Raw genomic sequence first — 14616 nt, 5'->3', positions numbered from 1 at the left:
CGCGTCCCTGGTGGACCGCGGTCCGCGGGGTCAGCGGTGCTGCGAGATGCCCGCCACCACGCGGTCGAAGACGTCGCGCCCCACGACGGCGCCCTCGCGCCGCACCGCGCCCGGCTCGACGCGGATCACGCGGTCGAGCCGGACCTCGCTGTCGCGGCCCTGGGCGTCCCACGGGCCCGAGCCGATGTCGAGCCAGTAGCGACCCCACCGGGCCTCGTCGTGCGCGTCGCGCGAGTGGTCCTTGCTCGTGAGCATGACGCCCAGCAGCCAGTCGCCGTCCGACCCGACGAGCAGCACGGGCCGGTCCTTGCCCTGCGAGAAGTCCTCCTCGAAGGGCACCCAGGTCCAGACGATCTCCCCGGGGTCCGGGTCGCCGTCGAGCCGCGGCGCGTACTGCGCGCGAACCCGGCCCTCGTAGTCACCGGGGTACCCGGACGTCGCGGGCCGCGCCGGCGGGCGAGAGCCCGGGCTCGGCCTCGGCCCCGGGCTCGGCCTCGGCCCCGGGCTCGGCCTCGGGGTGCTGCCCGACGTCGTCCGGTCGCGTCCCGGCGCGCGGGTCGCCGCGGTCCCGCCGCGCCCCCCCGAGCCGCGCGTGAGCTCCTTGACCACCGCGCGCGCCGCGTCGCCGAGCAGTCCCAGCCATCGATTTCTCGCCACGCGCGCAATCTACCCAAGGCCGGACGCAGCCCCAGATCCCGGTCCGCCCCGGTCCGCCCCGGTCACGCGGGACGGGACCTCGTTACCCCGCGGACACACGCCCGTGACTCCCCGGCATCGGGGGCGTCCTAGCGTGCGCGCATGGCGGACCTGTTCGACGACTACCCGGTCTCGCGGGCCTGGGACGAGATGCTCGACCGCGACGGCTCGCTGCGCCCGCGCTACGAACGGGTGCACGCGACGATGACGCGTCTCACCGCGGGGGAGGTCGCGTCGCGCGCCGACGCGCTCGCGCGGGCGTACCTCGCACAGGGGGTGACGTTCGACTTCGCAGGAGAGGAGCGTCCGTTCCCGCTCGACGTCGTGCCGCGCGTCGTGGCGCCCGACGAGTGGGACGTCGTGACGGCCGGCGTCGCGCAGCGGGTCCGGGCGCTGGAGGCGTTCCTCGCCGACGTGTACGGGCCGCAGCGGGCCGTCGCGGACGGCGTGGTGCCGCAGCGGCTCGTCCTGTCGTCGTCGGAGTTCCACCGCGAGGCGTGGGGGATCGAGCCCGCGAACGGCGTGCGGGTGCACGTCGCGGGGATCGACCTGATCCGCGACGAGGCCGGGGGCTTCCGCGTCCTCGAGGACAACGTGCGCGTGCCGAGCGGCGTGAGCTACGTCGTCACGAACCGCCGCGCGATGGTGCGCACGTTCCCCGAGCTCTTCTCGAGCCTGCGCGTGCGCCCGGTGGTCGACTACCCGCAACGTCTCCTGTCCGCGCTGCTCGCGTCCGCGCCCGACGGCGTCCCGGACCCGACCGTGGTCGTTCTCACCCCGGGCGTGTTCAACTCCGCGTACTTCGAGCACTCGCTGCTCGCGCGGCTCATGGGGGTCGAGCTGGTCGAGGGCCGCGACCTGTTCTGCGCGGGCGGTCGCGTCTACATGCGCACGACCGAGGGCCGCCGCCGCGTGGACGTGGTCTACCGGCGGGTGGACGACGAGTTCCTCGACCCGGTCCAGTTCCGGCCTGACTCCGTGCTCGGGGTGCCGGGGCTCATGACGTGCGCCCGGCTCGGGAACGTCACGATCGCCAACGCCGTCGGCAACGGAGTTGCCGACGACAAGCTCGTCTACACCTACGTCCCGGACCTGGTCCGCTACTACCTGGGCGAGGAGCCCGTCCTCGCGAACGTCGACACGTGGCGGCTGCAGGAGCCCGAGGCGCTCGCGGAGGTGCTCGACCGGCTGGACGAGCTCGTGGTCAAGCCGGTCGACGGGTCGGGCGGCAAGGGGATCGTCGTCGGACCGGCGGCCTCGCGCGCCGAGCTCGACGCCCTGCGCGCACGGTTGCAGGCGGACCCGCGCGGCTGGATCGCGCAGCCCGTCGTGCAGCTCTCGACCGCTCCGACCTTCGTCGACGGCGCGTTCCGCCCGCGCCACGTCGACCTGCGCCCTTTCGCGGTGAACGACGGCCGCGACGTCTGGGTCCTGCCGGGCGGGCTCACACGCGTCGCGCTGCCGGAGGGCCAGCTCGTCGTCAACAGCTCGCAGGGCGGCGGCTCCAAGGACACGTGGGTCCTCGCGCGCGACGAGCGTCGCCCGTCCGACGTCGGGGCGTCCCCCGGCGCGGCGGGTGCCTCGCGGACCGGGGCGAGCTCGGGCGTCCCCGGCGTCGCAGCGTCGGGCGCCGCCGCGCCCGGTGTCCCGATCGCGGCCAACCCCGAGGACGAGGGCGGGGGCAGCGCCCACCAGCAGCAGCAACAGCAGCAACAGCAGCAGCGGGTGCGTGCGGGAGCGAGCGGTACGGAGGCGGACGGATGCTGAGCCGGATCGCGGAGTCCCTGTTCTGGATCGGTCGCTACGTGGAGCGCGCCGACGACACCGCGCGCATCCTCGACGTCCACGTCCAGATGCTCTCGGAGGACCCGTGGGCGGAGGAGGACCTCGCGTGCCGCTCGCTCCTCGCCGTCATGGACCACCCCGTGCCCGACGACGGCGCGCTCGTCGACCGTGACCACGTCCTGCGCCTGCTCGCGCACGACCAGCTCGACCCGTCGTCGATCGCGGGTGCGCTCGTCGCGGCGCGCGAGAACGCGCGGCGGGCTCGCGAGATCGTCTCGACCGAGCTGTGGGAGTGCCTCAACACGACGCGCAACCAGCTCTTCGGGTCGATCCGCACCGCGCCGCCGCACGAGTACTTCTCGTGGGTGCGCGAGCGGGCGGCGATCGTCGCGGGGCTCATGGACTCGGCGACGAGCCGGGACGCGACGTGGCACTTCATGATCCTCGGCCGCTCGATCGAGCGCGCCGACATGACCGCGCGCCTCGTCACGACGCAGGCGCGGCTCGGCGCCGCCGGACCGGGCTGGACGACGCTCCTGCGCTCGTGCGGCGCCTACGAGTCGTACCTGCGGGCGAACCGCGGGCTCGCCTCGGACGAGCGCGCGGCCGGGTTCTTGCTGCTCGACCGGCTGTTCCCCCGCTCGGTCGTGCACGCGCTCGACTCGGCGGAGGCGTGCCTGCGCGAGCTCGGGCCGTTCGAGGGACGGCACGGCGTGGCGGACGAGGCGCGGCGCGAGCTCGGGCTCGTCCGCACGGGTCTCGAGTACGCGCGGCTCCCGGACCTGCTCGCGACGCTCCCCGACGCGATGGAGCAGGTGCAGCGGGCGTGCTCGCGCGCGTCCGACGCGGTGCGGGCCCGGTACTTCCCGTCCGGTGCCGTGACGACCTGGGTGGGGGAGGCGCTGTGAGCGTGCTGCACGTGGTCCACACGACCGGGTTCTCGTACGCGGACGACGTCACGGCGTCGTACAACGAGGCCCGGCTCACGCCGTCCTCCGGTCGGGGGCAGCGCGTGCTCTCAGCCGCGGTCGACGTGCGTGCCGAGACGTGGTCGCACGAGTACGTCGACTACTGGGGCACGACCGTGACGGCGCTCGAGGTGCTGGAGCCGCACCGCGACCTCGTCGTCCGGGCGGAGAGCACGGTCGAGATCGAGGAGCGTCGGGGCCCGGCCGTCGCCGCCGTCTCGTGGACGGAGCTCGGGGGCGACCGCGTGCTCGACGCCTACGCCGCGTTCCTCGGGGACACGCCCACGACCGCGGTGCCCGACGACGTCGCAGCCCTTGCGCTCGACGTCGCCGGCGGCCGCGACCCGCAGGCCGCGGCCGAGGAGATCTGCCTCGCGGTGCGCGACCGTCTGGAGTACGTCCCGGGCGTGACGACCGCCCACACGCCGGCGCGCGAGGCGTGGGAGACGCGCCAGGGCGTGTGCCAGGACCTGGCGCACCTGTGCGCGGGCGCGCTGCGCAGCCTCGGCATCCCCACGCGGTACGTGTCCGGGTACCTGCACCCGCGCCCGGACGCCGAGACGGGCGAGACGGTGGCGGGCGAGTCGCACGCGTGGGTCGAGTGGTGGGTCGGGGGCTGGTACGGGTTCGACCCGACGAACCGGCGGCCCGCGGGCCGCGACCACGTCGCGCTCGGGCGGGGGCGCGAGTACCTCGACGTCGCGCCGCTGAAGGGCGTGTACGCGGGCACGGGCGGCAGCGAGCTCGACGTGACCGTCGAGGTGACGCGGCTGGGTTGACCCCGCCGGAGACGGTTCAGGGCGTGATGTGCTCGGCGAGCGCCGCGCGCAGCGCGTCCGTGTCGCCGTCGACCACGACCCCTGCCTCGTCGGGTCCGAGCCGCCCCCACACGACGAGCGCGAGCTCGCGCGCGGGAGCGGACGCCGTCGCGACCGGGTCGGTGCCGCCGAGGAACCACGTGCGCCCGATGTCGCTCGCCCGGAGCGCGACGGGTCGGGCCAGCGGCGCCGTCCGCCCGAGCCGGACCTGGCGAGGCTGCACGACCGTGACGACCTCGTCCACGGTGTCCGCCCAGACGGCGGGTGCGACGTCGTCCACCGTGGAGCCGACGGCGGCGCGCAGGTCGTGCAGGTGGACGAGCGTCTCGTGCACCTGACGCCGGTGCCAGAAGCGCACGGTCGAGCCGGGGTCGTCGGGCTCGAGCAGCGTCCACGCCCGGGCGTCCGGGTCGAGCCCGCCGAGCGTCGTGCGCAGCTCCGCCGCGTGCTGCGCGTAGAAGGCGGGCAGGTCCGACGGCGCGGGGTCGACGGGGGTGTCCTCCTCGCGGCGCGCCTGCGCGGCGGCCCAGTGGTGCACGTACCCGAGGTGCTGCACGAGGTCGCGCACCCGCCACGACCCGCACGTCGGCACGGGTGCGTCCGGATCGGCGTCATGAGCCCCGGCCAGGAACGACCCCTGGAGGTCGGGCAGCAGCGCGAGGTGGTCCAGGTCGAGCGTCACGTGCCCAGTATGGGGCGGATGTCGGGCCCTGGCGCCGGCATCGGGAGCGGCTCAGGCCGCCAGGACGGCGTCCACCTCGCGCAGGAAGTCGTCGAGGTCCCCGGGGTCGCGCGACGTGACGAGCGTGTACCCCTCGTCGTCGCGCACGACGGACCGGTCGACCCACGCACCGCCCGCGTTGAGCACGTCGGTCTCGAGCGACGCGTAGCTCGTGAGGGTCTTGCCCTCGACGGCGGCTGCCTCGACGAGCGCCCACGGGCCGTGGCAGATCGCCGCGACGGGCTTGCCCGCGGTCGTGAACGCGCGCACGAGGCTCACGGCGTCGTCCTGGAGGCGCAGCGCGTCGGCGTTGATCGTCCCGCCCGGCACGAGCAGCAGGTCGTACCCGGTGGGGTCGGCGTCGCCGAGCGTGAGGTTCGGAGTCACGGTGCGGCCGGGGTCCTTGTCGCCCACGAGGGTCTGCACGTCGTCGGCGGACGTGGCCGCGACGTCGACCTCCACCCCCTCGCCGCGCAGGTGCTCGAGGGGGACGACGAGCTCGTCCTGCTCGACCCCGTAGTTCGTCACGATCGCCAGCACGCGACGGCCGCGGGGGCGGCCGGGGGTCCGGTGCGCGGTGTCCTGGGTCATGAGCGCTCCTCTCGTCACCGGGCGGCCTGGTGCGACCGGCCGGTCCTCCACGCTAGGTCGGCTCGCGGCGCCCCGCAGGGCGGGCGGGTGCCCGACGCCGGACGTGGGACAATGGAGGCTCCCGCCCGCCCGAGAGCGACCGTCGGCGCGCCCGCCCCCGAGCGCGCGGCCCGACCCGCACGCCACTCCCAGGAGCGCACCCGCGTTGTCCCCGATCCCCAGCGCCCAGCTGAGCACCCGCATCCAGCCCGCGGCCACGCCGCCCGAGCTGATCCGGAACTTCTGCATCATCGCGCACATCGACCACGGCAAGTCGACCCTGGCCGACCGCATGCTGCAGCTCACCGGTGTCGTCGAGCCGCGCGCCATGCGTGCCCAGTACCTCGACCGCATGGACATCGAGCGCGAGCGCGGCATCACGATCAAGTCGCAGGCCGTCCGCATGCCGTGGGCGGTCGTCGAGGACGGCGTCGAGACCCCGCACGCGCTGAACATGATCGACACCCCGGGGCACGTCGACTTCACGTACGAGGTCTCGCGCTCGCTCGCGGCGTGCGAGGGCGCGGTGCTGCTCGTCGACGCGGCGCAGGGGATCGAGGCGCAGACCCTCGCGAACCTGTACCTCGCGATGGAGAACGAGCTCGCGATCATCCCGGTGCTCAACAAGATCGACCTGCCGGCCGCGCAGCCCGAGAAGTACGCGGAGGAGCTCGCGAACCTCGTCGGCGGCGACCCGGACGACGTGCTCAAGGTCTCCGGCAAGACGGGCGCGGGCGTCGAGGTGCTGCTCGACCGCATCGTCGAGCGCGTGCCCGCCCCGGTCGGCGACGCGGACGCCCCGGCGCGCGCGATGATCTTCGACTCGGTCTACGACACCTACCGCGGCGTCGTGACGTACGTGCGCGTCATCGACGGGAACCTCAACCCGCGCGAGCGCATCGTCATGATGTCGACGCGCGCGACGCACGAGCTCCTCGAGATCGGCGTCATCTCGCCCGAGCCGATCGTCACGAAGGGCCTGGGCGTCGGCGAGGTCGGCTACCTCATCACGGGCGTGAAGGACGTGCGCCAGTCCAAGGTCGGCGACACGGTGACGAACGCCGCCAAGCCCGCGGCGGACGCCCTCGGCGGGTACTCCGACCCCAAGCCCATGGTCTTCTCGGGGCTGTACCCGATCGACGGCACCGACTACCCGGTGCTGCGCGACGCGCTCGACAAGCTCAAGCTCAACGACGCGGCGCTCAACTACGAGCCCGAGACGTCGGTCGCGCTCGGCTTCGGGTTCCGCGTCGGGTTCCTCGGCCTGCTGCACCTCGAGATCGTGCGTGAGCGCCTCGAGCGCGAGTTCGACCTCGACCTCATCTCGACCGCGCCGAACGTCGTCTACGACGTGACGCTCGAGGACGGCACGGTCATCAAGGTGACCAACCCCTCGGAGTTCCCGGGCGGCAAGATCAAGCAGGTCAGCGAGCCGGTCGTGCGTGCGACGATCCTCGCGCCGAGCGAGTTCGTGGGCACCGTGATGGGCCTGTGCAACGACCGCCGCGGCCAGATGCTCGGCATGGACTACCTGTCCGAGGACCGCGTCGAGCTGCGCTTCACGCTGCCGCTCGCCGAGATCGTGTTCGACTTCTTCGACCAGCTCAAGTCGCGCACGCGCGGCTACGCGTCGCTCGACTACGAGCCCTCGGGCGACCAGGTCGCCGACCTCGTCAAGGTCGACATCCTGCTCCAGGGCGAGCAGGTCGACGCGTTCAGCGCGATCGTGCACAAGGACAAGGCGTACGACTACGGCGTGATGATGACCGCGAAGCTCAAGGAGATCATCCCGCGCCAGCAGTTCGAGGTGCCGATCCAGGCGGCCGTCGGCGCGCGCGTCATCGCGCGCGAGACCGTGCGCGCCATGCGCAAGGACGTCCTCGCCAAGTGCTACGGCGGCGACATCAGCCGCAAGCGCAAGCTGCTGGAGAAGCAGAAGGAGGGCAAGAAGCGCATGAAGAACATCGGGTCCGTCGAGGTTCCCAAGGACGCCTTCATCGCCGCGCTCTCCTCCGACGCCGCGGGCGGCAAGGACGCCAAGGACAAGTCCAAGAAGTGAGCCCGGCCCTGCCCGACGGCGAGCCGGTCCCGACCGACGGCTCGCTCCCCGCGTGGGTCGGCGGGGGCGGGCCGACCGCGCCGGGCTCCCCGCCAGGCCCGACGGCGCCGCGCGGGTTCGGCGTCTACCTGCACGTGCCGTTCTGCTCGGTGCGGTGCGGGTACTGCGACTTCAACACGTACACGGCGTCCGAGCTCGGCGGGGGCGCGAGCCAGGCGTCGTACGCGAGCACGGCGCTCCTCGAGATCGACCTCGCGGCCCGGGTCCTGCGCGACGGCGGCCTGCCCGAGCGACCGGTGTCGACCGTGTTCGTCGGAGGCGGGACGCCCACGCTGCTGCCCGTCGGCGACCTCGCCCGCCTGCTCCACGGCGTGCGCGACGCGTGGGGGCTCGCGCCGGGCGCCGAGGTCACGACCGAGGCGAACCCCGACTCCGTGACGCCGGAGTCCCTCGCGGAGCTCGCGGCCGCCGGGTTCACGCGCGTCTCGTTCGGCATGCAGTCGGCCGTCCCGCACGTCCTCGCCACCCTCGAGCGCACGCACGACCCGCGCCGCATCCCCGACGTCGTGCGCTGGGCTCGCGACGCCGGGCTCAAGGTCTCCCTCGACCTCATCTACGGCACGCCGGGGGAGAGCCTCGACGACTGGAGGGCGAGCCTCGACGCGGCCCTCGCGACCGGCGTCGACCACGTGTCGGCCTACGCCCTCGTCGTCGAGCAAGGCACCAAGATGGCCGCCCAGGTGCGCCGGGGCGAGGTCGCGCTGCCGAGCGAGGACGACCAGGCGACGAAGTACGAGCTCGCCGACGAGCTCCTCGCCGCCGCCGGGCTCACCTGGTACGAGGTGAGCAACTGGGCCCGCACCGACGACGACCGCTGCCGCCACAACCTCGCGTACTGGCGGGGCGACGACTGGTGGGGGATCGGTCCCGGCGCGCACTCGTACGTCGCGGCGCCGTCGGCCGCCCCCGCGCACGCGACGTCGGGTCCGACGCCGGCCCCGACGTCCGTGACCGACGACACGGGCGCGTCGGTCCGGGACCCGCGGGTCGGCGTGCGATGGTGGAACGTGAAGCACCCGCGCCGCTACGCGGCGCTGCTCGAGGCGGGCACGAGCCCCGCGGCGGGGCGCGAGCTCCTCACGCGGGGCGAGGGACGGCTCGAGCAGGCCATGCTCGGCGTGCGGCTGCACGAGGGTCTCGACCTCGCGGTCCTGTCCCCGGCCGGACGGCGCGCCGTCGCCGGGCTCGTCGCGAACGGGCTGCTCGACGGCCGCGCGGCGGTCGCCGGGCGTGCGGTGCTCACCCTGCGGGGGCGGTTGCTGGCGGACACGGTGGTACGGGAGATCACGGACGAGTGACGACGACCTACGAGGCACCTCGACCCGGGACGACCCCTGCGGGGGCCGGTCGCCCGACGCTCGAGGAGCCTCGCGTCGTCGGGCACGTGCGCGCGCCCGGCGCCGGCCGACGGCCTGGCCGCCCGACGGTGCGCTACCGCCGGATGCCCGGGCTGGACGGGCTGCGGGCGCTGGCCGTCGTCGTGGTGGTCGCGTTCCACCTCGCCCCGGCCACGTTCCCCGGCGGGTACGTCGGGGTCGACGTCTTCTTCGTGCTCTCGGGCTTCCTCATCACGACCCTCCTCGTGCGCGAGCACCGCGACCGGCACCACGTGGGGCTGCGCTCCTTCTGGGCGCGCCGTGCCCGCCGCCTGCTCCCCGCGCTCGGGCTGGTCGTCGCGGTGTGCACGGCGGCCGCGGCGGTCGTGGGCGGCGACGTCCTGGTCGGCATCGGCCCCCAGCTCCTCGGCGCCGCGACCTTCACGAGCAACTGGGTCGACGTCGCGAGCGGCGCCACGTACTCGGGGGCCCTGCTCCCGCACCTCTTCGGCAACCTGTGGTCGCTCGCGGTCGAGGAACAGTTCTACCTCCTGTGGCCGCTCGTCGTCGTGCTCCTGTGCGTCGTGCGGCCCCTGCGCCGCCGGGCGCCGTGGATCGTCGCCGGCCTGGGGCTGGCGTCCGCGGCCCTCATGGCGCTGCTGTACACGCCGGGCACCGACCCGACGCGCGTCTACGTCGGCACGGACACCCACCTCTTCGCGCTCATGGCCGGGGCGGCGCTCGCGCTCTGGCACGTGCGACCGGCCCAGCGGACCGACGGCGACGCGCGGGCCGGCGCCGACGCGCACGCCCTCCTGCCGGGCGGGCCGCGCGTGCGCACGGCGCGCGGCCGGCTCGCCGTCCTCGTCGCCGGGGCGGTCGGCGCCGTCGTGCTCGGGGCCGCCGTCGCGACGATGCGCTGGGACGGCGCGCTCGCCTACCGGGGCGGGCTGCTCGTGTGCGCCGTCGCCGCGACCGCGGTGCTCAACGCCGTCGTGTGCCTGCCCGGCATCGGCACGCAGCTCGACCGCGGCCCGCTCGGCTGGGTCGGACGGCGGTCGTACGGGCTCTACCTGTGGCACTGGCCCGTGCTCGTGCTCGCCGCGGCCGCGCTCGGGACCGTGGTCGGCCCCGTGACCCCGGGCACGGTGCACCCGCTCGTCGTCGTCGTGACGCTCGCCGTGACGGCCGTCGCGGCGGCGCTGTCCTTCCGGTACGTCGAGCGGCCCGTCCTGCGCCGGGGGCTCCGCGGCGCGGCGCGCGACCTCGCGCGTCGCCTCCAGCCGACGCCGGGCGAGGCAGGTCCGCGCGTCCTCACCCGCCGGGGCTGGGCCCTGGCGTCGTCGTGCGCGCTCGTCGTCGGCCTCTCGGCCGCCGGGGTCGTCAACGCACCCACCACGACGAGCGTCGAGCAGCAGATCGCGGCGGGGGAGCAGGTCGCGCGGGCGACGCAGGCCGCACCGGAGGCGGCGGCTCCGGCCGACGGCGCCGAGCAGGACCCGGTCGTCCCGCCCGCCCCGAGCCCCGAGGCGGCGCCCGACGAGGAGGCGGCGCCGGTCGCGCCACCGACCGGCGACCAGGTGACCGTCGTCGGGGACTCGGTGACGCTCGCGAGCGCGCCCGCGCTCGCTGCGGCCCTCCCGGGCGCGTACGTCGACGGCGCGGTCTCGCGCCAGGTCAAGGACGGACCGGCGGCGCTCGCCGCCGCGCGCGACGCGGGTGCGCTGCGGCCCTACGTCGTCGTCTCCCTCGGGACGAACAGCACCGCGAGCGCCGCGGCGATGGACGAGCTGCTCGCGGCGGTCGGCCCCGGCCACCGCGTCGTGCTCGTCACCGGGTACGCCGACCGGCCGTGGGTCCCGGGGACCAACGCCGAGATCGTCGCCGCCGCGAGCCGACACCCTGGCGTGGTCGTGGCGGACTGGTCGGCCGCGGTGGCCGCGGACCCGTCCGTGCTCGGCCCGGACGGCGTGCACCCCACGGCCGCCGGCGCGACGACGTACACGACGGTCGTCGTCGACGGCCTGGTCCGTGCGGCGGCGCTGGGCTCCGCGACGAGCTGACCCCGCACGCGGCCGTCGTGCCGCGTCCCGCCCGGGGGCGCCGGGTGACTTCTGCCGTGCGGTCCGGCCCGCCCGGCGTTTCCTCTAGCGCCGGCGTCGGAATCCCGAGAGGCTGTGTGGCGTCCGCGAAATGTGCGACCGACACACGACGTCCACATCCGGGTGCGTGGCTGCGGTTCCACCGCGGCCCGTCGACCGACCGAGGAGACCCATGAGCGAGAGCACCGCCGGCGGCCCGCCGCGCGACGAGAACGAACCGCAGCTCCCGTCGGACGCGCCGGCGCCCGAGAACCCGTACGCGGCGGCCGAGCCACCGGTCCCGCCCCAGGAGCCCGTCGCGCAGGAGCCGCCCGCACCGGCGCAGCCCGCGTCCCCGCCCCCGGCCTCGCCCGACGGCGCTCCGCCCGCGGGCGGGTACCCGCCTCCGGGCGGTCCGCCGCCGGCGCAGCCGTACGGAGCCCCGCCGACCGGCGCGTACCCTCCGGCCGGTCCGCCGCCGGCACAGCCGTACGGCCAGCAACCCCCGGGGCAGCCGCCCTACGGCGGGCAGCCCGGCTACCCGCCGCCGGCCGCGCCGTACGGGCAGCCGGGGTACCCGGGCCAGCAGATCCAGGTCCAGGACGCGTTCGCCTACGGCTGGAACCGGTTCACGCAGAACGCCGGGGTCATCATCGGCGGCGTCCTCACCTACGTCGCGGTGCTCGCCGGCCTGTCGGTCGCCTTCTGGGCGCTCCTCGTCGGGACGGCGACGACCACGATCGACCCCGAGACGGGCGAGGTCAGCACCGCGGGCGGGTTCGCGTTCGGGTTCGGGACGTTCCTGTTCGTCGCGGTCTTCGTCGTGCTCGGCTTCCTCGTCCAGGCCGCGGTGGTCAACGTGTCGCTCCTGGTCACGCGGGGCAAGAAGCTCGAGTACGCGGACTTCTTCCGGTACCCGAACCTCGGCACCGTCATCCTCGTGGCGCTGCTCATCGGTCTCGCGACGGGCGTGCTGGCCATCACGATCGTGGGACCGATCGTGTTCGTGTTCTTCGCCCAGTTCACGCTGTTCTACGTCATCGACAAGAGGCTCGGCGTCTTCGACGCGTTCAAGGCGAGCTTCTCGGTCGTGAGCAAGAACCTCGGCACGGTCGTCCTGCTGTTCCTGGGCGTGTACCTGGCCCAGCTCGTGGGGACGCTCCTGTGCTACGTCGGGCTGCTCGTCGCGCTGCCCGTCGCCCAGATCGCGACGGCGTACGTGTACCGCCGCCTCAACGCCGAGCAGCCCGTCTGAGCCGGACGACGGCGCGGCTCGCCGCGCGCGCAGGCCTCTGAGCAGCCAGGATAGGACCGAGCACGTCGATGACGCGTGCTGCCCGCAGCACGTGACGACGAGGAACGAGGTGCACGATGACGGACCCCACGAACCCGGGCGGTCAGCCGCCCCGCGACGACGAGCCGACGCCGACGGACGGTTCCGGCACCCCGCAGCAGCCGGCCGAACCGCCGACCGGTCCGGACCCCGACCAGCCCGCCGGCCCGCCGACGTCGGCCCCTGACGCCGACGTCCCGCCGGCCTCGCCGTACGGCCCGGGCGGCGGCGCTCCGCAGGACCCCGCCGCTCCGCCGTCGGGCCCGCCCGCGTGGGGTGCGCCGCAGGACCCGGCCGTCCCTCCGTCGGGCCCGCCCGCGTACGGCGCGCCCGGTGCCTACGGCGCTCCCGCGGGCGCACCGGGCGACCCCACGGCCCCGGGTCCGTCCACCCCGCCGTCGGGCGCCTACCCGCCCCCGTCCGGCGCCTACCCGCCGCCGCCGGGGACGTACCCGCAGGGCGCCTACGGCGCCCAGCCGGGGTACACCGGGCCGGCGTTCGCGGTGGGTGAGGCGATCTCCTACGGCTGGCGCAAGGTCACCTCGAACCTCGGACCCTGGATCCTCGTCGCGCTGATCTTCATCGCGGTGAACGTGGCGTGGAGCTGGATCACGGGCGGGTTCGACCAGTTCCAGGACCAGTACGACTTCACCGACACGAACTTCGCCGCCGTCAGCGGGATCACCTTCACGAGCATCCTGCTCGGGATCGTGGGCACCGTCATCGGCTACCTCATCACGGCGTTCTTCACGCGCGGCGCGCTCGACGAGGTAGACGGTCGGCGCCCCGACGTCGCGGCGTTCTTCCGCATCGGCAACGTCGTCAACGTGCTGCTCGCGGCGCTGATCGTCGGCATCCTCACCGGGATCGGGCTCGTGCTCTGCATCCTGCCCGGTCTCGCGGTCCTGCTCTTCTCCACGTTCGTGTACTACGCCGCGCTCGACCAGGGCGTCGACGCGATCACGGCGATCCGGACGAGCTTCTCGCTCGTCGCCAAGAACTTCGGCCAGGTGTTCCTGCTGATGCTCGCGCTCTTCGGCATCAACATCCTGGGCGCGATCCCGTGCGGCCTCGGCCTGTTCGTCACGCTCCCGCTGAGCTACGTGGCCGTGGGCTTCGCGTACCGCCGCCTCACCGGGGGCGTCCCGGCCGCCTGACGGCAGATCGTCTCGTCCGTCGCCTCGCCCCGGTGCCGCCCGTCGGTGCCGGGGCGAGGTGCGTCCACCGACCCGTCGCGCGTCGCGACGGCCGTGGCAGGGCGGCGCTCAGGGCGCCGTGACGAAGTCGATGAGCTCCTCGACGCGACCGAGCAGGGACGGCTCGAGGTCCGCGTACGTGCGCACCGTGCCGAGGATGCGCTGCCACGCGCGGCCGACGTCCTCGGCGGACTCCGCGGGCCAGCCGAGCTCGCGCAGGATGCCGCGCTTCCACTCCGTGCCCCGCTCGATCACGGGCCAGCGGTCCAGGCCCACGCGCGCGGGCTTCACGGCCTGCCACACGTCGACGTACGGGTGCCCGAGCACGAGCACGGTGCCCGCGGGGGAGCGGCGGATCGCCTCGTCGGCGATGCGGCGCTCCTTGCTCCCGGGGACGAGGTGGTCCACGAGCACGCCGACGCGCCGCTGCGGCGTCGGGCCGAAGTCCGCGAGCGCCGCCGCGAGGTCGTCGACGCCGTGCAGGGGCTCGACGACGACGCCCTCGACCCGCAGGTCGTCGCCCCACACCTTCTCGACGAGCTCGGCGTCGTGCTTGCCCTCGACCCAGATGCGGCTGCCGCGGGCCACGCGCGCCCGCTGCCCGACGACGGCACGCGACCCGGACGCGGTCCGCGTGGGCGCGGCGGGGGCGCGGGAGGTGACGGGCGCCGTGAGCTCGACCGGCTCGCCGTCGACCCAGAACCCGGGCCCGAGCGGGAACGTCCGCGTCCGGCCCGCGCGGTCCTCGAGCACGACGACGTGCATCCCGCCCGACTTCTCGACGCGGACGACGGCGCCGACCCACCCCGTCTGCACCTCCTCGACCACGAGCCCCCGCTCGGCGGCCTGCGGTCGGGACACCGGTCGGGCGCGGTGGTGGGCGGGGGCGGGCGTGCCGCCGAGGACGTCGGAGCCGTAACGGTCGAAGGACACGCCGTCACCCTAGGTCAGCG

12 protein-coding genes are annotated in these 14616 nt (G+C 74.7%); 8 read left to right on the top strand and 4 right to left on the bottom strand.

Translation table 11 applies throughout. The annotated features are described in order from the left end of the window. Positions 1-30 precede the first annotated feature (30 nt). On the bottom strand, positions 31-657 hold the full coding sequence (locus NF338_RS09845) for a type II toxin-antitoxin system PemK/MazF family toxin (RefSeq protein ID WP_264030601.1): 627 nt from the start codon (positions 655-657) through the stop codon (positions 31-33). A 141-nt stretch (positions 658-798) separates the two neighbouring features. Between NF338_RS09845 and NF338_RS09840 the strand changes: the two genes are divergently transcribed. From NF338_RS09840 to NF338_RS09830, 3 genes are read left to right on the top strand one after another with little or no spacing between them, the layout of a single operon-like run. Further along, on the top strand, positions 799-2463 hold the full coding sequence (locus NF338_RS09840; RefSeq protein ID WP_264030600.1) for a circularly permuted type 2 ATP-grasp protein: 1665 nt from the start codon (positions 799-801) through the stop codon (positions 2461-2463). Beyond that, the gene (locus NF338_RS09835) at positions 2457-3389 is read left to right on the top strand and encodes an alpha-E domain-containing protein (RefSeq protein WP_264030599.1); all 933 of its coding nucleotides are present in this window, start codon (positions 2457-2459) and stop codon (positions 3387-3389) included. Before NF338_RS09840 ends, NF338_RS09835 begins: the two co-directional genes overlap by 7 nt. Then, complete coding sequence (locus tag NF338_RS09830) at positions 3386-4228, top strand: transglutaminase family protein (protein ID WP_264030598.1); 843 nt, start codon at positions 3386-3388, stop codon at positions 4226-4228. The genes NF338_RS09835 and NF338_RS09830 overlap by 4 nt, the downstream gene beginning before the upstream one ends. Positions 4229-4244: 16 nt before the next feature. Here the strand turns inward: NF338_RS09830 and NF338_RS09825 are convergent, their stop codons facing one another. Continuing rightward, positions 4245-4949, bottom strand: coding sequence for a maleylpyruvate isomerase family mycothiol-dependent enzyme (locus NF338_RS09825; protein WP_264030597.1), 705 nt, complete (start codon positions 4947-4949; stop codon positions 4245-4247). 51 nt (positions 4950-5000) lie between these two features. Continuing rightward, positions 5001-5579 carry a DJ-1/PfpI/YhbO family deglycase/protease gene (locus NF338_RS09820; protein WP_264030596.1) on the bottom strand — a complete coding sequence of 193 codons (579 nt, stop codon included), beginning with the start codon at positions 5577-5579 and terminating at the stop codon, positions 5001-5003. A 205-nt stretch (positions 5580-5784) separates the two neighbouring features. Between NF338_RS09820 and lepA the strand changes: the two genes are divergently transcribed. The 5 genes from lepA (at position 5785) to NF338_RS09795 (ending at position 13624) form a co-directional block, all read left to right on the top strand. After that, positions 5785-7677, top strand: coding sequence for a translation elongation factor 4 (gene lepA / locus NF338_RS09815; protein ID WP_318783023.1), 1893 nt, complete (start codon positions 5785-5787; stop codon positions 7675-7677). Then, on the top strand, positions 7674-9035 hold the full coding sequence (gene hemW / locus NF338_RS09810; RefSeq protein WP_264030595.1) for a radical SAM family heme chaperone HemW: 1362 nt from the start codon (positions 7674-7676) through the stop codon (positions 9033-9035). The genes lepA and hemW overlap by 4 nt, the downstream gene beginning before the upstream one ends. Next, the gene (locus tag NF338_RS09805; protein ID WP_264030594.1) at positions 9032-11116 is read left to right on the top strand and encodes an acyltransferase family protein; all 2085 of its coding nucleotides are present in this window, start codon (positions 9032-9034) and stop codon (positions 11114-11116) included. Before hemW ends, NF338_RS09805 begins: the two co-directional genes overlap by 4 nt. A 211-nt stretch (positions 11117-11327) precedes the next feature. Next, on the top strand, positions 11328-12389 hold the full coding sequence (locus NF338_RS09800) for a hypothetical protein (protein ID WP_264030593.1): 1062 nt from the start codon (positions 11328-11330) through the stop codon (positions 12387-12389). A gap of 116 nt (positions 12390-12505) precedes the next feature. Next, the gene (locus NF338_RS09795; RefSeq protein ID WP_264030592.1) at positions 12506-13624 is read left to right on the top strand and encodes a hypothetical protein; all 1119 of its coding nucleotides are present in this window, start codon (positions 12506-12508) and stop codon (positions 13622-13624) included. 108 nt (positions 13625-13732) lie between these two features. On the opposite strand, the gene NF338_RS09790 is transcribed toward NF338_RS09795, so the two are convergent. Then, positions 13733-14596: a DUF3097 domain-containing protein gene (locus tag NF338_RS09790; protein WP_204542337.1), complete on the bottom strand. Its 864-nt coding sequence runs from the start codon at positions 14594-14596 to the stop codon at positions 13733-13735. Between the last annotated feature and the right edge of the window lie 20 nt (positions 14597-14616).

This window comes from Cellulosimicrobium sp. SH8 (assembly GCF_025818875.1).
GTDB lineage: Bacteria > Actinomycetota > Actinomycetes > Actinomycetales > Cellulomonadaceae > Cellulosimicrobium > Cellulosimicrobium cellulans_D.
The sequence above is the reverse complement of the archived record's forward strand: the minus strand, read 5'-3'. Positions and strand labels throughout refer to the sequence as shown.

Coding starts and splice junctions, on each gene's coding strand:
- NF338_RS09840 (WP_264030600.1), top strand. CDS start 799: ATGGCGGACCTGTTCGACGACTACCCGGTCTCGCGGGCCTGGGACGAG.
- NF338_RS09800 (WP_264030593.1), top strand. CDS start 11,328: ATGAGCGAGAGCACCGCCGGCGGCCCGCCGCGCGACGAGAACGAACCG.
- NF338_RS09795 (WP_264030592.1), top strand. CDS start 12,506: ATGACGGACCCCACGAACCCGGGCGGTCAGCCGCCCCGCGACGACGAG.
- NF338_RS09820 (WP_264030596.1), bottom strand. CDS start 5,579: ATGACCCAGGACACCGCGCACCGGACCCCCGGCCGCCCCCGCGGCCGT.
- NF338_RS09835 (WP_264030599.1), top strand. CDS start 2,457: ATGCTGAGCCGGATCGCGGAGTCCCTGTTCTGGATCGGTCGCTACGTG.